The sequence below is a fragment of the Plantactinospora sp. KBS50 genome (genome assembly GCF_002285795.1).
Lineage (GTDB): Bacteria > Actinomycetota > Actinomycetes > Mycobacteriales > Micromonosporaceae > KBS50.
The window spans coordinates 6,629,632-6,647,024 of sequence record NZ_CP022961.1 but is presented as its reverse complement, the minus strand read 5'-3'; the positions used below and the strand labels follow the sequence as shown (position 1 = coordinate 6,647,024).

The 17,393-nt window shown below is 73.4% G+C and carries 13 protein-coding genes; 9 read left to right on the top strand and 4 right to left on the bottom strand.

Features of this window, described 5'->3' with window-relative positions; all coding sequences use genetic code 11:
• Window positions 1-279 precede the first annotated feature (279 nt).
• The 4 genes from rpsF (at window position 280) to rplI (ending at window position 1,931) form a co-directional block, all read left to right on the top strand.
• Window positions 280-570 carry a 30S ribosomal protein S6 gene (gene rpsF / locus CIK06_RS28815; protein WP_095567421.1) on the top strand — a complete coding sequence of 97 codons (291 nt, stop codon included), beginning with the start codon at window positions 280-282 and terminating at the stop codon, window positions 568-570.
• 97 nt (window positions 571-667) lie between these two features.
• On the top strand, window positions 668-1,183 hold the full coding sequence (locus CIK06_RS28810) for a single-stranded DNA-binding protein (protein ID WP_095568228.1): 516 nt from the start codon (window positions 668-670) through the stop codon (window positions 1,181-1,183).
• Window positions 1,184-1,227: 44 nt separating this feature from the next.
• Window positions 1,228-1,467 (top strand): 30S ribosomal protein S18, encoded by a 240-nt coding sequence (gene rpsR / locus CIK06_RS28805; RefSeq protein ID WP_007073789.1) that lies wholly within the window; start codon window positions 1,228-1,230, stop codon window positions 1,465-1,467.
• Between the two features lie 14 nt (window positions 1,468-1,481).
• The gene (rplI, locus tag CIK06_RS28800; RefSeq protein ID WP_095567420.1) at window positions 1,482-1,931 is read left to right on the top strand and encodes a 50S ribosomal protein L9; all 450 of its coding nucleotides are present in this window, start codon (window positions 1,482-1,484) and stop codon (window positions 1,929-1,931) included.
• A 192-nt stretch (window positions 1,932-2,123) separates the two neighbouring features.
• Here the strand turns inward: rplI and CIK06_RS28795 are convergent, their stop codons facing one another.
• Window positions 2,124-4,139 carry a hypothetical protein gene (locus tag CIK06_RS28795; RefSeq protein WP_095567419.1) on the bottom strand — a complete coding sequence of 672 codons (2,016 nt, stop codon included), beginning with the start codon at window positions 4,137-4,139 and terminating at the stop codon, window positions 2,124-2,126.
• Between the two features lie 538 nt (window positions 4,140-4,677).
• Between CIK06_RS28795 and dnaB the strand changes: the two genes are divergently transcribed.
• Entirely contained in the window at window positions 4,678-8,070 is a 3,393-nt protein-coding gene (dnaB, locus tag CIK06_RS28790) for a replicative DNA helicase (protein WP_369916267.1), read from the top strand.
• Here the strand turns inward: dnaB and CIK06_RS28785 are convergent.
• Both CIK06_RS28785 and CIK06_RS28780 read right to left on the bottom strand, forming a co-directional pair.
• On the bottom strand, window positions 8,032-9,840 hold the full coding sequence (locus tag CIK06_RS28785) for a glycosyltransferase family 87 protein (protein ID WP_095567417.1): 1,809 nt from the start codon (window positions 9,838-9,840) through the stop codon (window positions 8,032-8,034). The two genes, dnaB and CIK06_RS28785, sit on opposite strands and share 39 nt — an antisense overlap.
• 95 nt (window positions 9,841-9,935) lie before the next feature.
• Window positions 9,936-12,461 carry a bifunctional diguanylate cyclase/phosphodiesterase gene (locus CIK06_RS28780; protein ID WP_095568227.1) on the bottom strand — a complete coding sequence of 842 codons (2,526 nt, stop codon included), beginning with the start codon at window positions 12,459-12,461 and terminating at the stop codon, window positions 9,936-9,938.
• A 501-nt stretch (window positions 12,462-12,962) separates the two neighbouring features.
• Here CIK06_RS28780 and moaC point away from each other — a divergent pair.
• The 4 genes from moaC (at window position 12,963) to CIK06_RS28760 (ending at window position 15,693) form a co-directional block, all read left to right on the top strand.
• Window positions 12,963-13,403 (top strand): cyclic pyranopterin monophosphate synthase MoaC, encoded by a 441-nt coding sequence (gene moaC, locus CIK06_RS28775; protein ID WP_369916265.1) that lies wholly within the window; start codon window positions 12,963-12,965, stop codon window positions 13,401-13,403.
• On the top strand, window positions 13,400-13,879 hold the full coding sequence (locus tag CIK06_RS28770) for a molybdenum cofactor biosynthesis protein B (RefSeq protein ID WP_095567415.1): 480 nt from the start codon (window positions 13,400-13,402) through the stop codon (window positions 13,877-13,879). Before moaC ends, CIK06_RS28770 begins: the two co-directional genes overlap by 4 nt.
• 111 nt (window positions 13,880-13,990) lie before the next feature.
• Window positions 13,991-15,250, top strand: a complete 1,260-nt coding sequence (locus tag CIK06_RS28765; RefSeq protein ID WP_232533917.1) for a molybdopterin molybdotransferase MoeA — start codon at window positions 13,991-13,993, stop codon at window positions 15,248-15,250.
• Window positions 15,247-15,693 (top strand): molybdenum cofactor biosynthesis protein MoaE, encoded by a 447-nt coding sequence (locus CIK06_RS28760; RefSeq protein WP_095567414.1) that lies wholly within the window; start codon window positions 15,247-15,249, stop codon window positions 15,691-15,693. Before CIK06_RS28765 ends, CIK06_RS28760 begins: the two co-directional genes overlap by 4 nt.
• Before the next feature lie 117 nt (window positions 15,694-15,810).
• Here CIK06_RS28760 and CIK06_RS28755 read toward each other — a convergent pair whose 3' ends face one another.
• Complete coding sequence (locus CIK06_RS28755) at window positions 15,811-17,250, bottom strand: glycosyltransferase 87 family protein (protein ID WP_095567413.1); 1,440 nt, start codon at window positions 17,248-17,250, stop codon at window positions 15,811-15,813.
• Window positions 17,251-17,393 lie beyond the last annotated feature (143 nt).

Here is a 17,393-nt window from a genome sequence, read left to right as displayed (position 1 = left end):
GCCGGGAGGGGGCCCGTTGTGTCGGCCGTGTCCCGGCTCCGGCCGGCCGCGGTTCCGCTCCGGGTCGACTTCGCTCCGGGTCGACTTCGCTCCGGATCGGTGTCGGCCCGTGACACCCGGGGCTACCGGTGGCGCCCCGTACCGGGCCGGCTATCCTGGTCAGGTTGTCCACGAGCCGGTGACCCGCGCCCGCGGGTCCGTCGGCGGATTCGGACGACGACGCACGACCTCCTGCCACGGAAGGACCGTGGCCGTATAGCCCACAGGAGGTGAGAAGTCTTGCGTCATTACGAAATCATGGTGATCCTCGACCCCAGTCTTGAGGAGCGCACCGTCGCACCGTCGCTCGACACGTACCTGAACGTGATCCGCACCGCGGGCGGCTCGGTGGAGAAGCTCGACGTGTGGGGCCGCCGGCGCCTCGCGTACGAGATCAGCAAGAAGGCCGAAGGCATCTACGCCGTCATCGACCTTCAGGCGTCGCCTGAGGCGGTGGCCGAGCTGGACCGGCAGCTGCGGCTCAACGAGTCCGTGCTGCGTACCAAGGTCATCCGTCCGGAGACGCGCTGAGCGCGTAACCGGTCCGTCCGGATCAGCCGCATCGGCAACTGTCACAGGGCTCTGGCAGCCTTGCTGACGAGACTGATGTGCGCGCGAGGAGATGGTCATGGCAGGAGACACCACCATCACGGTCATCGGCAACCTGACCGACGACCCCGAGTTGCGTTTCACCCCGTCCGGCGCGGCCGTCGCCAAGTTCCGGGTCGCCTCGACGCCCCGGTTCATGGACAAGGCCTCCGGTGAGTGGAAGGACGGCGAGCCGCTCTTCCTCTCCTGCACGGTGTGGCGCCAGGCGGCCGAGCACGTGGCCGAGTCGCTCCAGCGCGGCGCCCGGGTCATCGTGTCGGGCCGGCTGCGTCAGCGGTCGTACGAGACACGTGAAGGCGAGAAGCGTACGGTCATCGAGCTGGAGGTCGACGAGATCGGCCCGTCGCTGCGGTACGCCACCGCCAAGGTGCAGAAGATGTCCCGTTCCGGCGGCGGTGGTGGTGGCTTCGGCGCCTCCAGCGGCGGCGGTCAGAGCCGCGGTGGCGGCGGCGGGAACTTCGACGACCCGTGGGCCACGGCCGCACCCTCCTCGTCCGGTTCGGGCGGAAACTTCGACGAAGAGCCCCCGTTCTGACGGCGCCGCGAGGCGTCCGGATCTGGAAATCAGGAGCAAGAGCAATGGCAAAGGCTGCGGCACTTCGCAAGCCGAAGAAGAAGGTGAACCCGCTCGACAAGGACGGGATCACCTACATCGACTACAAGGACACCGCGCTGCTGCGCAAGTTCATCTCCGACCGCGGCAAGATCCGTGCTCGGCGGGTGACCGGGGTCACCTCCCAGCAGCAGCGGCAGATCGCCCGCGCGGTCAAGAACGCGCGTGAGATGGCCCTGCTGCCGTACACGGCCACGGCCCGCTGAGAGGGGGCACCACGATGAAGATCATCCTTACTCAGGAGGTGTCCGGCCTCGGCGAGCCCGGCGACATCGTCGAGGTCAAGGACGGCTACGGCCGCAACTACCTGCTGCCGCAGGGCTTCGCGATCGCCTGGACCAAGGGCGCGGAGAAGCAGGTCGCGGTCATCCGGCGAGCGCGTTCGGCGCGTGAGGTGCGCAACCTCGACCACGCGAACGAGCTCAAGGGCCAGCTTGAGGGCCTCAAGGTCAGCCTGTCCGCCCGCGCGGGCGACGGCGGCCGGCTCTTCGGATCGGTCACCCCGGCCGAGGTCGTCAACGCGGTGAAGGCCGCTGGCGGGCCGGCCCTTGACCGGCGTCGGCTGGAGATGCCCGCGCACATCAAGGCGATCGGCTCGTACCCGGTGCGCGTCCGCCTGCACCCGGAGGTCAGCGCCCGGTTCGACCTGAACGTCGTGCCCGGGAAGTAGACACCGCACCACCGACGACGGGGTGCCGCGCCGATCGGCGCGGCACCCCGTCGTCGGTTCAGTCCTCGGCCTGGGGACCAGAGTCATGATCAACTCGTCTTCGGCGAAGTTGGGCGGTCCGGGCCGCCGGGATACCCCAACTTCCCCGAAGACGAGTTGACCTTGCTGCCTGCGGGCGCGGGAACCGCCGGGTCAGCCCGTGCCGGTCATGGCGCTGAAGATGACCGTCGACAGGCCGCCACCGACCACGGCGGCGGCCAGACCCACGGTCATGGAGCGCCAGGCCCCGCTGGCCCGGCGTAGCAGAATCGCCACGAACAGGCTGGCCAGCAGCGCGGCGCCGAACTGTGGCACACCACCGAGCAGCGACACCAGGGCGTGTGTCCGGGGCGACTGGCAGCCGCCGCCGGTGACGTCGGTCACGCATCCGGTCGGTACCCGGCTGTCCAGCGTCGTCAGCCAGCCCACCAGGACCAGCACGGGCACCGCGTACCACAGCACGGTACAGAGCAGCGCCGCCGGCATGCTGCCGCGCTCGCCATCGAGCAGCAGACCGGCATCCAGCCGGGCCGGCATCCGACTCAGCCCGACAGACGCGGGCGGCCAGCGCTCCGACCGGGCGGCGGTGCTCCGGTTGGCGGTGCTTCGGGCGGCGGCGCCTCCGGTGGCCCCGCTTCGAGCGGCGGCACTGCGGGTAGTGACGGCGGCCGGGCGGGATGGGCCTGGGGTCAGACCGCGCCCGGGTTGGTCGCCCGGGTCGAAACCTGCCGCCGCGCCACGGCGGGCCGCGGCCGGAGCGGCGCGTCCGGCCGTCAGGTCAGCGCGTCCCGCGGCCGGGGCGGTACGTCCGGATGCGGGGCGGCCGGGTCCGTCCCGGTCGGGCACGCCCGCGACACCCGCGCCGGAGGAGGGAGACCGGCGCGGATCCTTGGCCGGCGGCGGGGCCGAACCGGGTCGGGGAAAGTCGACCACCGGGGAACTGGGTGCCGAGGCCGGGGTGCCCATCCACCGCGGATCGTCGCCGGCCAGCCGCGTACCGGACCAGAAGGTTTCCCGGCGCCCGTACCGGCGCTCCTCCTCGACGTCCGTCTCGGCCGGCGGCTCGCCGCGGTCCACCGCTGCCCGCGGTCCATCCCGGCCGGCCGTCCGTTCCTGGCCGTACAACCTGCCGCGGCCCGGCGGACGCTCCGGCTCGGAACGAGTGCTCTGCGGCTCGACCTCGACAAAGCGTCCCGCGTCCCGATCCCAGCGCCCGATCGCGGTCGAGGTGTCGTCGGGCCGGGCCCACGGATCGACGGCCGGGGTGCGGTCCCAGTCCGCGGCGTGATCGTGGCGGGACTCCCGCTCTCGGGACCGGCCCGCCCGGCCGCGTTCGGTGTCGGACCTGGACCCCCGGATGCCGCCGGCGGAGGCGCCGGCGGAGGCGGAGCCCCACCCACCGGTGCCGGAGGACGTGCCCCACCCACCGGTGCCGGAGGACGGTTTCCACCCGCTGGTGCTGGCGGACGCACTCCACCCGCCGGTGCTGGTGGACTCCTCCCACTGCGTACCGCCGGCGCGGCGGCTCCATCCGCCGGTGCTGGTGGGGCTCTCCCAGGCGCCGATGCCGGTGACCGGTTCCGCCGCGTAGGGCTCGTCCTGATCTTCCGACGGCAACGCGCGGTGGGTACCGGTCCGGTCCTCGTCGTCGCGGGCGCGGCGCCGGCCCACGGGCCGCGGCTCCTGGTCCAGGTGACCGGCGCGCCGCGGCTCCTGGTCCAACCAGGAGGCGCCGGTGGGTGACACCGGTTCCCGGCCCGCCGTGGACTGCCGGGGCAGCCGCCGTGACCAGCCGGTGGGCTCGTCCTCCCGGTGCCAACCGCCGGTGGTCTCCGTCGTCTGCCAGCGAGCCTGGCGCGCGGCCGGCAACTCGCCGGAGGGCGATTCGTCGGCATCCTCCTGCCGGTGCCGCCCACCGCCGGTGGAGCCGGACCGCCAACCGCCGCCCGTGGAAGTGGAGCCGGCGGTCCCGTAATGGGATCCACCGGCGGCGGAACCGGAATCCTCCCGCGCCCAGGCCGGGACGTAGCGCTCGGCCGAGGGCAGCCCGCGCCGGGCCGCCGGTCGCCCGGTCTCGTCGCCGGATGTCTCGGACGGCCCGTCCCGCCACGCATCGCGCTGGCGTTCCCGCCGGACGAGTTCGCCACTCGCCCAGTCCCGGTAGTCCACGGCCGGAGAATTCCCTTTCCGGGATCGAACGTGCAATTCCACTGTCGGGCAGACTTCTCGGCGTCGATGGTACGGCACCGTAGGCGCACCGTACCCGGTGGACTTTCTTTGTCCACAGCCTGGGGATCAGATCTGCGCAGCTCATCGTGCTTCCGTCGGAAGATCCCCAGGAGATATCCACACCCTGTGCACAGGGCTGCGCACAACTGGAGGCCGGCTGTCCACAGGTTGTCCCGAGGCTCGTCCACCGGGGCATTTGAGCCACCGACCCGGCGATACGTATCGTGGCTGCGGCGCCGGCCACGGAGACCCCCCGCCGTGACCGGTCGGCGGCGGTCGAAGTTGTCGGACCCGGGCGACAAGCTCGACGGGTACCACCGGTGCGGTGAGAGGGGGAACGGTGTCGCTCACCGACGACTCGCGGGCGGACGGCCGGCCACCGGGTCCGCCGCCCGGCCCGCCGGCGCAGCGGGACGGTGGGCAGTTCGACCGGACGCCGCCGCAGGACATCGCCGCCGAGCAGTGCGTGCTGGGTGGCATGCTGCTGTCCAAGGACGCCGTGGCCGACGTGGTCGAGATGCTCAAGTCGACCGACTTCTACCGGCCGGTGCACGCCACCATCTTCGACAAGGTGCTCGACCTGTACGGCCGGGGAGAGCCGGCCGACGCGATCACCGTGGCGGCAGCCCTCGCCGACTCCGGCGACCTGGCCCGGATCGGTGGGGCGCCCTACCTGCACACCTGCATGGCGGCCGTGCCGACGGCGGCGAACGCGGCCTACTACGCCCGGATCGTGAGCGAGCGGGCGGTGCTGCGTCGGCTGGTCGAGGCCGGCACCCGCATCGTGCAGCTGGGCTACGGCTCCGGGACGGGTGGCGGCCGGGACGTCGACGACGTCGTGGACCTCGCCCAGCAGGCGGTCTACGAGGTCACCGAGCGCCGGGTGAGCGAGGACTTCGCCGTCCTGGCCGACATGCTCCAGCCCACCCTCGACGAGATCGAGGCGGTCGGTGCGCAGAGCGGCGTGATGACCGGCGTACCGACCGGCTTCACGGACCTGGACCGGTTGCTCAACGGTCTGCATCCCGGGCAGCTCATCATCGTCGCCGGCCGGCCCGGCCTCGGTAAGGCGCTGGCGCTGGACACCCCGCTCGCGACGCCCGAGGGCTGGACCACGATGGCCGACGTACGCGTCGGGGACCGGCTCCTCGGCGCCGACGGCCGGCCGACCACCGTGTTGGCCGCCTTCGAGGTCCTGCACGACCGTCCCTGCTACGAGGTCGAGTTCTCCGACGGCTCGGTCGTGGTGGCCGATGCCGAGCATCTGTGGCTGGCCAGCGCCGCGGCGGACGACGGTTCGCCGGCCGGCACCGGGTCACCGGTCCCCGGCGTACGACCCGCCCCCCGCGGCGAGGTGCAGACCACCGAGCAGATCCGGGACAGCATGTACGCAGCCGCGGCCGGCCGGCGACACTCGGTGCACAACAGCAGGCCGCTCGACCTGCCCGAGCGGGACCTTCCGGTGCCGCCGTACGAGCTGGGCACCCGGATCGGCGCCGGCCGCGACGGGGCCGGCGACCGCCTTCCCCCGCCCTACCTGCGGGCGTCCGAACCGCAGCGTCGGGCGCTGCTGGCCGGGTTGCTCGACGCCGCCGGCCACGTCGACGCCGACGGCGACATCCGGTACGCGGCCGGGTCCGCGCGGCTGGCCGAGGACGTGTCCGAGCTGGTGGTCGGCCTGGGCTACGGCTGCTCGCGACCGCACCGCTCGGGCGGCGGTCCGGCGCGGCCGACCGACCACCAGCTGACCTTCCGCGCATCCGAGGACGTGTTCCGGCGGTCCCCCTGCCTGGCCGTGCACCGGGCGCGACGCGGCACCGCCACCGGCGCCGGCTCGCGGGACATCGTCGGCATCCGCCCGGTGGCGAGCGTCCCGGTGCGGTGCGTGACGGTCGACAACGGCGACCATCTCTACCTCGCGGGTCGGGCCATGATCCCCACCCACAACAGCACGGCGAGCATGGACTTCGCCCGCAACGCCGCGATCCGGGCCAACCACGCCGCCGCCATCTTCTCGCTGGAGATGAGCAAGGTCGAGATCGTCATGCGGTTGCTCTCCGCGGAGGCGCGGGTGCCGCTGCACGTGCTGCGCAGCGGCCAGCTCTCCGACGACGACTGGACCAAGCTGGCCCGCTGCATGGGCGAGATCAGCGAGGCGCCGCTGTTCGTCGACGACACCCCGAACATGAACCTGATGGAGATCCGGGCCAAGGCCCGGCGGCTCAAGCAGCGGCACGACCTGAAGATGATCGTCGTCGACTACCTCCAGCTGATGAGTTCGCCGAAGCGGGTGGAGAGCCGGCAGCAGGAGGTCGCCGAGCTGTCGCGTGGGTTGAAGCTGCTGGCCAAGGAGGTCGAGTGCCCGGTCATCGCGGTCAGCCAGCTGAACCGTGGTCCCGAGCAGCGCACCGACAAGCGACCGCAGCTGTCCGACCTGCGCGAATCCGGCTGCCTGACCGCGGACACCCGGGTGATCCGCGCGGACACCAACGCCGAGATCACCCTGGGTGAACTGCTGGCCGGCGGCCTGCGGGACGTGCCGGTCTGGGCGCTGGACGACCGGCTCCGGTACACCCCGCGGACCATGACCCACGCCTTTCCCAGCGGGATCCGCCGGGTGTACCGGCTGACGTTGGGATCGGGCCGGACCATCGAGGCCACCGGCAACCATCCGTTCCTGACGTTCGAGGGTTGGCGGTCCCTCGCCGAGCTGCCCATCGGCGCCCGGATCGCGACGCCGAGGCACGTGCCCGCACCGCTTCGGGTGCAGCCGTGGCCCGAGGAGGAGGTGACCCTGCTGGCCCACCTCCTCGGCTCGGGATTCGGCGACGGCGCCGGCTCCGTCGCCGGCCCCGACCGGATCGGGTACGCGAGCCGGGACGAGGAGAATCTCGAAGCGGTCGCGATCGCCGCCAAGCACTTCGGCGTCGCCGCGGTACGCGACGAGCGGCCGAGCGCGTACGGCAGCGTGCTGCGGTTTCCCGCGCCGCCCGGGACGGGCCGCGATGGCCGGCACCCGATCGTCGAGTGGCTGGAGGGGTTGGGGCTGCTCGGTCGCCGCCCGTCCGGGGCGTCCGTCCCGGCGTCGGTCTTCGCGCTGCCGAAGGAGCAGGTCACGCACTTCCTGCGGCACCTGTGGGGCGCGGCCGGCCGGGTGGAGGTCGGTGAGTCGGGCCGGCCCGGCCGGATCAGCTACCCGACCCCGAGCCGCCGGCTGGCGGAGGACGTCTCCCGGCTGCTGCTGCGGTACGGCATCACCGGCCGGCTGCTGGAACGCCGATCTGCCGGCCCCGGGCAGCGGTACGTCCTGGACATCCCCGACCGGGACGACCAGGTCCGGTTTCTCCGCGAGATCGGCGTGCACGGGGAACGCTCGGGCCGCTGCGCGCGGCTGCTCGCCACGCTGGAGCGACCGCCCGGCGGCGCTCCCGTCGACGCCGTACCGGCGCGGGTGTGGAGCACGGTCCGTGCGGTCCTCGCGGACCCCGGCGACGGCGCGGGGCCGGAGTCGAAGTCCCTGGCCCGGATCGCCGCCGTTTTCGACGATGCCGATCTCGACCTGCACGCCACGAACGACGTGTACTGGGACGAGGTCGTGTCGGTCGAGTCACTGGGCGAGCGGGCCGTCTTCGACGCCACGGTGCTGGGGGTGCACAACTTCATCGCCAACGGCATCGCCGTGCACAACTCGATCGAGCAGGACGCCGACGTCGTCATCCTGCTGCACCGGGACGACTACTACGACAAGGAGTCGCCGCGCGCCGGTGAGGCCGACTTCATCGTGGCCAAGCACCGGAACGGCCCGACCGACACGGTCACGGTGGCAGCCCAGCTACACCTGTCGCGCTTCGTCGACATGGCCATCGTGTAGGGGCGTACCGTGCTCTACCAGCGACCCGGGGCGGGCCGGGCTCCCGGGTCGGCGCCGTGCGCGGCCTTGCGGCTCGTCAGCAGCCCGGACGCCGGGGCCCACAGCAGCCCGCACACCGGAGTCCGCCGCCGCCCGCACGCCTGGGTTCGCGCCCGCCCGCACACCGGGGTCCGCCGCCGCCCGCACGCCGGGGTTCGCGCCCGCCCGCACGCCGGGGTGCGTCGCCGTCCGGATGCCTGGGTTCACCGCCGTCGGGACGCCCGGGTCCGCACCCGAGCGGAACGCGGTTGCCCAGCCGAGCAGCGCCACCGGATAGAGCAGGTAACCGAACCGGGTGCTGGGCATCAGCGCCATCGCGGCGAGCAGGCCGTACCCGCTGATGGCTGCGCTGGCCGCGGCCGTGCGCGGCGGCCGGCGCAGCAGCCGGCCGGCGACGGCCAGCGCCGCGACCCCGAGCAGCCCGGCGGCCACCAGCCGACCGCCGGGCATTCCGGTCGCGATGAGGTGGCCCGGCAGCGGTGACTCGGCCGGGCTGGTGACGAGGCCGCGCCCGAGCGGAAAGCGGAGCACGTTCTCGACCAGCGCCGCCGCGTCGATGACCAGCACCGGGACGAGAGCGACCAGCGGAAGGCCGACGGCGCCGGCCGCCAACCGCGCGAACGCTCCCCGCCCGCGGGTCGCCGCGTGCACCAGCAGCACGACGGCGATCGGCCAGGCGAGCAGCTTGAGCGCGCCGGCCAGGCCGATCGCCACGCCGGCCGCGCCCGGCCGGCGGGCGGCGCAGAACGCGAGGGCGAGGAGGCACAGGCCCAGCACCGGCAGGTCGTCGCCGCCGGTGGCGAGGGCGAGCGCCGAGAGCGGCAGTACGGTGCTCAGCTGCACCGCCCGCAGCAGCGTCCCGGCCGACTGCGCGGAGTACCCGCCCCCGGATCCGGCCCGTTCCGCGGGGTGTCCGAGTTCGGATCCGGTTCGGCCCGCCGGCGCGGAGCCGTCGCGCCGGGTGGTCGCACCGGCACTGCCGCCCCGGGCCGCCCGGGCCGCCAGCAGGGCCGCGGCCAGCAGCGTCGCGGCGGTGGCGCCGGCGAACCATACCCGGGAGTCGGTCCACCAGGCCGTTCCGGCCAGCGCCCGCGGCAGACCGAACAGGGCCATGCCCGGCTGGTACGGCAGGTAGCCGAGCAGCCGGTCGTCGACGGGCAGGGCGGCGATGGCCGGCTGGGACAGGTACGGGGTGCCGTGCTCGAACAACCGCTGGCCGGCCTGCTCGACCACGAGCACCTCCTCCTGCGCCCGGTCGGTACGTCCGTCGACGCGCTGGACGGCCTGGACGATCAGCGGGACCAGCGCGGTGGCGAACCAGGCGAATCCGGTCACCGACGCCCTGCCGGGGATGCCGGTCAGGGACCGGATCGCCGCGAGCCGGCGTCCGGCGGGTCGCGCCGCCCGGCCGCGCCCGCCGGTGGTCAGCCGGTCCGGCACGGTGGGCCGGTCCGGCACGGTCAGCCGGCCCGGCACGGTCAGCCGGCCGGCGGCGAGCTGGGCCAGCACGGCGAGGGCCGCCAGCAGGTAGCCCGGCGTCGCCACCGTCCCCCAGGCGCGATGCGGCGCCAGGCTCGACGCGGCGGCGGTGTATCCGGCGAAGACGGCCGACCCGAGATAGAGCAGAAGGTCGCCGCCGAGTGCCCGGCCGGGTCCGGGCGGCCGGACCCGATCGGAAGCCGAGCCGGGCGAGGGCGGTGACGCGGGCTCCCGGTCGGCGGCTCGGGTCATGCCGCCAGTCTGCCAGGGCGTCGCGGCCGGTCAGGCGGGTAGGTGTAGGTGCGGCAGCCGACCCGGCCAGGCCGGCGGGTGCGTCAACGGGCCGGTCAGGCCGGTAGGTGCGGCAGCCGGTCGGGGCGCCGGGGCGCGGTACGCCGGCCGGGTGACAGCCGGATCACCGATCCGGCCTCGTGCAGCGGCGGCGCCAGCGTGCCGGGGCGACCCTCGGCGCCCTGCTGAAGCGCGACCAGCAGCCGGCTGGCGGCCATCGGGCGGGCGAAGAGATGCCCCTGGCCGGCCGCGCAGCCCAGCTCCCAGAGTGCCTGCCGCTGCGGCTCGCTCTCCACGCCCTCGGCCACCACCACCAGCCCGAGGCTGCGGCCGAGATCGACCGTGGACCGGATCACCGCGCTGGCCTCGGCGGAGTTCTCCATGGCCATCACGAACTCGCGGTCGATCTTCAGCTCGTGGACCGGGATCCGGGAGAGCATGGACAGCGACGAGTACCCGGTGCCGAAGTCGTCCAGGGCCAGCCGTACCCCCTCGTTGCGGAGCTGGTTGAGCACCTGGTCCACCACCTCGAGCTGGCTGAGTGCCAGCGTCTCGGTCAGTTCCAGGATCAGGCCGTCCGGGGGCAGGTCGTGCGCCCGCAGCCGGGCGAGCACCGCGCCGGGGAACCGGGCGTCGAGCAGGCTGCGCGGCGAGACGTTCACCGCGACCGGCAGCTCGAAGCCGGCCTCCCGCCAGCTCCGGGCCGCGATCAGCGACTGGTCGAGGACGGCCTCGGTGAAGGCCGGGAGCAGGCCGGAGCGTTCGACGGCATCGATGAACCGCAGCGGGTCCATCATGCCGTGCACCGGGTGCTGCCAGCGGGCCAGCGCCTCCGCGGCCATCACCTCGCCGGTGTTCAGCTCCACGATCGGCTGGAAGGTCACGGTGAACTCGTCGTCGGCCACGGCGCGCGGAAGGTCGCCGCCGAGCACCAGCCGCCCGAGGTCGGCGGTGTCCTGCGCCGGCACGTAGGTGGTGATCCGGCGACCGCTGCGCTTGGCCTGGTACATGGCCACGTCGGCGCGGCGCAGCAGCTCGGCCATCCCGCCGGCGTTGGGCGCGCTCGCGATCCCGCCGCTGGCCTCCACGCTGATCCGCATGCCGTCCAGGTCGAACGGCTTGTGCAGCGAGGTGAACAGCGCCTCGGCGCGGTGTGCCGCCACCGCGGGCGCGGGCAGGCCGCGGAACAGCACCGCGAACTCGTCGCCGCCGAGCCGGGCCACCAGGTCCTCGTCGCGTACGGCCGAGCGCAGCCGGTCGGCCACCTGGGTCAGCACCTGGTCGCCGGCGGCGTGGCCGAGGGTGTCGTTGATCTCCTTGAAGTGGTTGAGGTCGATCAGCAGCAGCGCCACCACGCCGTCCGCGTGCTGCCGGCGCAGCAGCTCCGTGCCGGTGTCCAGCAGGTGCCGCCGGTTCGGCAGCCCGGTCAGCGCGTCGTGGGTGGCCGCGTGGGCCTGCTCCCGCGCCACCCGGTCCAGTTCGGCGTACGCGTCGGCGTTGCGGATCGCGGTGCAGAGCGCGGACGCGAAGGTACGCAGGGTGTAGTGCTCGCGCTCGGAGAGCCGGACCGGTCCGTGGAACCGCAGCCGTACCTCGCCGACCGCCTCGTGGTCGTCGTGCCGGGTGAGCGCGGCCGGGATCACGATGTCGGCGGTCTCCGGTGCGCCGTTGGTCGGGCCGTCGTAGGTGATCGAATCACTGTCGCCCCGGATCAGGCGGCCGGAGCTGAACAGCTCCACCTCCACCTCGTCGGCGGAGAAGAGTTCGGCGGACCGGGCGACGGCGGTGCGCAGCACGAGGTCGGGGTCGACCACGTTGAGCGCGTCGGTGGTGCGGGCCAGCCGCTGCCATGCCTGGCGTTCCTCCCGGGAGCGCAGCCGCCCGGCGTACGCCAGGTGCAGGCTGACCACCACCGGCGGGATGGCCAGCAGCAGGCCGTTGTCCAGTTCGAGGATCAGGACGGTGCCGACGATCAGCAGCAGCCGGGCCGCGGCGCTGAACAGCCGGAGCCCGGGGTCGGCCAGGAAGAGCTGCCGGACCCGGGTCCCGGTGTCCAGCGCGATGACCGGCAACATCACCAGCTCGTCCAGGACGACGAGCAGACAGTAGGCGACGATTAGCGGCACGAGGGTTTCCGGCAGCGTTCGGGCCGATTGCGCGGTCCAGCCCAGTGTGTGCAGCAGCATCCAGGCTGCCCCGGCAAGGACCGTTTCCTTGGCCACGTTGAAGACCGATTTGATGAACGCTCGGCGACGGAACAGATAAGCGATTGTCACGCCGACGGCCGTACAGATAACGACCGTCGGCGGCGGCGCGACCGCCATGCCGATGATGATCGCCACGTCGCACCACTGGATCGCCTGAGTGGTGGATCGGATGCGGATCCGGATTGCGGTCGTCATTCCGAAGATGACGAGCAAGGTCAGGATTGCCGTGGTCTGCCAGGTGTGCGCCGAGACGAACGGGTTGGTGGCCGCGTGCAGGGCCACCGCCAGCACCACGGTGGCAAGAACGACGACGAGACCGACAGGCAACGCGAGTTGCCGATCGGTCTCGTGATCTCGTCGAGGCTGTCCTGCCATGGTGTTCTCCACCGGAAGAGGCGTACCGGGCAGCCTACGCCCCGTCATGGGGGCGGCGGTACCCTCTCACTCCCAGCTGCTACCGCGCATGGCTACTCCTTCGTCTGACCCCTGGGCGGCCCCCTCGCGGCGGGTCCGCCACCATTCCGATGACAAGTACGCTAAGCGAAGTGGGGTCCGTTTGCACCCAAGAGATGTCGTATTGCGCATAATCCGATGATTGGACCGGTTATCGTCACCGAGTGCGCACAAACCGAAACGGTGAGTTTGATTTCCTGTCCAATGGGCGGTGCGAAGACAGCGATTCAGTCGCTTACCGGGAGCCCTTCAGCGGTACCTTCTGCAAACGGCGTGCGGAGCTGCGCTGCCGCTCATTATGGGCGGCCAGCGGCGCTGTGTCGCGGGCCGGTCGGCTCTATCCGGTCGCCCGCTCGATAGGCTGCCGGCGTGACAGAAACCGGACCGCGGCTGAGCCACGTCGATGCCGCCGGCAGCGCACGCATGGTGGACGTCTCCGCCAAGGAACCCACGGGGCGGGAGGCGGTCGCCGCGGGACGGCTGTGCACCACGGCCGAGGTCGTCGAGCTGCTGCGCCGGGACGGGCTGCCCAAGGGCGACGCCCTGGCGGTCGGCCGGCTGGCCGGCATCATGGGCGCCAAGCGCACCCCCGATCTCATCCCGCTCTGCCACCCGATCGCGCTGCACGGGGTCACCGTCGATCTCGACCTGACCGAACGGACCGTGGAGATCACCGCCACCGTCCGGACCGCCGACCGTACCGGGGTGGAGATGGAGGCCCTGACGGCCGTGGCGGTCACCGGCCTGGCGCTGGTGGACATGGTCAAGGCCGTCGACCCGGCGGCCTCCGTCGAGGCGGTCCGGGTACTGCGCAAGCTCGGCGGCAAGACGGGCGACTGGCGACGGCCGGCGGACCGGTCGTGATCCGGGCTCGCGTGGTGGTCGCCTCCAACCGGGCCGCTGCCGGGACGTACCGGGACACCAGCGGGCCGTTGCTGGTCGCCGGGCTGCGGGACCTCGGCTGTGCGGTGGAGGAGGAGCCGGTGGTGGTCCCGGACGGCGACCCCGTCGGCGATGCCCTGCTGGCGGCCCGGGCGGACGGCATCGACGTGGTGCTGACCAGCGGCGGCACCGGCATCAGCCCCACCGATCGGACGCCGGAGGTGACCCGGGCGGTCCTCGACTACGAGATACCGGGCATCGCCGAGGCGATCCGCGCGCACAGCCGGGCGGCCGTACCGGCGGCGGCCCTCTCCCGGGGCCTCGCCGGGGTGCTCGACCGGATGCTGGTGGTCAACCTGCCCGGCTCCACCGGCGGCGCCCGGGACGGCCTCGCGGTGCTCGGCCCGATCCTCGTGCACGCCGTCGACCAGCTCCGCGGCGGCGACCACCCCAGGTGAGCGGAGGCCAGCACTCCCGGGTGGGTGGAGGCCACCACCCCGGGTGAGCGGACCGGTACCCGGTACGCCGCAACCGCCGGGCGTGTCGGAGCCGGGCGATAGGCTCGCCGGGTGACCGCAGCCAAGCTCCGTGCCGACGCCGCCCCGGCTCCCGCACCGACCTCCGTGTCCTGGACGGAGGCCCGGCGCCGGGCGTACGAGGCCGGCACCGCGGCGCCGCTGCCGATCACCGAGGTGGCGCTCGCGGCGGCCGACGGCCTGACGCTGGCCCGGCCCCTGACGCCGCTCACCGACCTGCCGGCCTTCCCGACCTCCAGCGTCGACGGCTTCGCGGTACGCGGCCCGGGGCCGTGGCGGGTGGTCGGGCGGGTGCTGGCCGGCGGGACGCCCCCGGCGCTCGTCGAGGACGGCACCGCCGTGGAGATCGCCACCGGGGCGATGCTGCCGGACGGTGCCGGGGCGGTGCTGCGGGTCGAGGAGTCCGGCCGCACCGCCGACGGCCGGATCAGCGGGCGGCTGCGCGACACGCCGGAGTGGCGATCGGCGGGCGAGGAGGCGCGGGCCGGTGAGGAACTGCTGCCCGCCGGTTCGCCGGTCGATCCGGCGCTGATCGGCCTGGCCGCGTCCTGCGGTTACGACCGGCTTCCGGTCCGCCGGGCACCGCGGGCGGGGCTGCTGGTCTTCGGCGACGAACTGCTCACCGCCGGTCCGCCGGGTGCGGGCCGGGTGCGCGACGCCCTCGGCCCCGCGGTCCCGGCCTGGCTGCGCCGCTACGGCTGCGACATCGGGCCGGCGGACGTGATCGGCCCGGTCGCCGACACGCTGCCCGCGCACGTCGAGGCGCTGCGGTCGGCGCTCGCGGACGCCGACCTCGTCTGCACCACCGGCGGCACCATGCACGGACCGGTGGACCACCTGCATCCGGCGCTCCGCGAGCTCGGCGCCGAGTACGTCGTCAACACCGTCGCGGTCCGGCCCGGCTTCCCGATGCTGGTGGCCCGGGTCACCGGCCGGGACGGTCGGGACCGCTTCGTGGCCGGGCTGCCCGGCAACCCGCAGTCGGCGATCATCGCCCTGGTCACCCTGGTGGCGCCGTTGCTGGCCGGCCTCCAGGGCCGTGCGCTGCCCGCGTTGCCGGCGGTGACGCTGGCCGGGCCGGTGCCCGGTCGCGGCGACCAGACCCACCTGGCACTGGCCCGGGTGGATCCGCGGGACAACACCGCCCACCCCGTCCGGCACGTCGGTTCGGCGATGCTGCGCGGCCTCGCCCTGGCCGACGGGTTCGCCCTGATCGCGCCGCACACGCAGGGGGTGGCGGGCGCATCCGTGCCGCTGGTGCCGCTGCCCTCCCGGCAGGGGACACTGCGATGAGCGGCCCGGCAGTGGTTCCGCTCGCCGGGGTCGCCCTGGCGGCCGTGAGCGCCGATCCGCTCGACCTGGCCGCGCACGAGGCCGCGGTGGCGACCCCGCGTTCCGGGGCCGTGGTGTCGTTTCAGGGCGTGGTGCGCGACCATGACCACGGCCGCGCCGTCACCCGGCTGGAGTACGAGGGCCATCCGAGCGCCGCGGACCTGCTCCGGGAGATCGCGGCGGAGATCGCCGCCGGCCCGGACGTACACGCTGTCGCGGTGTCCCACCGGGTCGGCCCGCTGGAGATCGGGGACGTGGCGCTCGTCGCGGCCGTCAGCACGGCGCACCGGGCGGCCGCCTTCGCCGCCTGCGCCCGGCTGGTGGACGAGGTGAAGGCCCGGCTGCCGGTGTGGAAGCACCAGATCTTCGCCGACGGCACGGACGAGTGGGTGAACTGCCCCTGACCCGGGATCCCCGCTCGGCGATCCCCACTCGGCCACGCGGCCGCCCGGTGGCTTCCCGCCGCGAGCGGACGCGGGGAGCCACCGGCCCTGGCTCGACCGACACCTGTGAAACACGCCCTAGGCGCGGACCGTCGACCCCGCCCGATCCTGCCGGTGCTGCTCGGCGTAGAAGGCGGGCTCGGCGCCGGGCCGCCACGGCAGCGCGGCGACCAGCACGATGAGCGCGATGGCCAACGAGTTCTCCATCAGCGCGCCGAACAGCCCGTCCTGGTAGTGGGACACCGCCGGAAGCTGGTGTTCGTACGGCCAGATGGGCGAGATGAGGAACAGCGCGTACAGCGCGACGGCCGCCGCGGCGTGGCGCAGGCCGGTCAGCGTCGGATACCAGATCGGCGGACGGAGACCACCGAGGGCGTTCAGCGCGCTCGGCGGCACCGCCGTGCGCCGCAGTCCCCGGCTGGCGGCCCGCCGCCGGCTCGCCGCGTCGGCCAGCACGATGATCGCCGGGACCACGAACACGAGGTGGTGGGTCCAGGAGATCGGGCTGATCACGTTCGCCGTCAGACCGGTGATGGTGAAGGCGGTCAACTCGTCCCCGTCGGCGTGCGCGCTCGCCGCCCGGGACAGCCCGACCGCGAGCAGCAGCACCGCGAACGCGAGGTAGAGCAGACCGGGCGTCTCCATCGAGTCGTACAGCCGGGCCAGCATGCCGGCGAGCGACTGGTTGGGGGTCATGTCCGGCTGGCCGACCCGACCGGTGTCCCAGAGCACCTCGGTGAAGTACGTCATCGTCGCGCGACCGGCCACCAGATAGGTGGCCACGGTGACACCGGCGGCCGTGCCCATCGCGGTGAACGCGGCCCGCCACTGCCGGGTCAGCACGAGATGGACGATGAACAGCGCGGGGGTCAGCTTGATGGCGGTGGCGAGACCGATGCCGACGCCCGCCCAGGCGCCGCTGAGCCAGAACCGGCGCACCGTCCCACCGGTGGCCGGACCGCGCAGCGACCGGCGAGCCCGCCAGCGCAACGCCACGAGGTCGGCCATCACGAGCGCGAAGAGCAGCAGGTTCACCTGGCCGTAGCCGAGCGTCTCGCGGAGCGGTTCGATGGCGGTGGCCAGCGGCACGGCCAGGGCGACGCCGAACCACAGCGGCCAGCGCATCCGCTCGGCGATCGGCTTCAGCAGCGCCACCAGCACCACCGTGAGCGTCGCGAGGCTGGCCAGCACGTTGATCAGACCGGCCAACCCGATCGGCATCGGCGCCATCGGCAGCATGGCGAGCGCGGCGAACGGCGGGTACGTGAAGCCGATCGTGGTCTGCGGGGCGATGAACGCGTACAGGTCGCGGCCGCCGGCCCACCACACCACGGCGCCGTGGTAGATCTTCAGGTCGAAGAAGTCGTACGGCCGGCCGAAGGCGCGGATGGCGAGCCAGGCCAGATAGCAGGTCAGCGCGACTGCGGCGATGCGGACGAGGGTGCGGCTGTCCACCAGGGACCGGGTCCGCCGAGTCGGTTTTCCGGTGTCGGTCCGCCCATCGACGGTCGCCGGCATCGCGCTGTCACCCCCGTGTCCATTCCGTGCAGGCTCTGCACGCAGCAGCCTAGAACCGCGCCACACCGCCCTGCCCCCTGCGTTATTCGACCGTGTCCGCTCCCACACTAGTTCGCGACATTTCTATCGCGTTGCCACAGGGC

Excerpts from the sequence above, each read along its gene's own strand:
- CIK06_RS28760 (WP_095567414.1), top strand. The coding sequence starts at position 15,247 with ATGAGCGGCCCGGCAGTGGTTCCGCTCGCCGGGGTCGCCCTGGCGGCC.
- CIK06_RS28785 (WP_095567417.1), bottom strand. The coding sequence starts at position 9,840 with ATGACCCGAGCCGCCGACCGGGAGCCCGCGTCACCGCCCTCGCCCGGC.
- CIK06_RS28810 (WP_095568228.1), top strand. The coding sequence starts at position 668 with ATGGCAGGAGACACCACCATCACGGTCATCGGCAACCTGACCGACGAC.
- CIK06_RS28780 (WP_095568227.1), bottom strand. The coding sequence starts at position 12,461 with ATGGCAGGACAGCCTCGACGAGATCACGAGACCGATCGGCAACTCGCG.
- dnaB (WP_369916267.1), top strand. The coding sequence starts at position 4,678 with ATGCTGCTGTCCAAGGACGCCGTGGCCGACGTGGTCGAGATGCTCAAG.
- rplI (WP_095567420.1), top strand. The coding sequence starts at position 1,482 with ATGAAGATCATCCTTACTCAGGAGGTGTCCGGCCTCGGCGAGCCCGGC.
- moaC (WP_369916265.1), top strand. The coding sequence starts at position 12,963 with ATGGTGGACGTCTCCGCCAAGGAACCCACGGGGCGGGAGGCGGTCGCC.
- rpsR (WP_007073789.1), top strand. The coding sequence starts at position 1,228 with ATGGCAAAGGCTGCGGCACTTCGCAAGCCGAAGAAGAAGGTGAACCCG.
- CIK06_RS28755 (WP_095567413.1), bottom strand. The coding sequence starts at position 17,250 with ATGCCGGCGACCGTCGATGGGCGGACCGACACCGGAAAACCGACTCGG.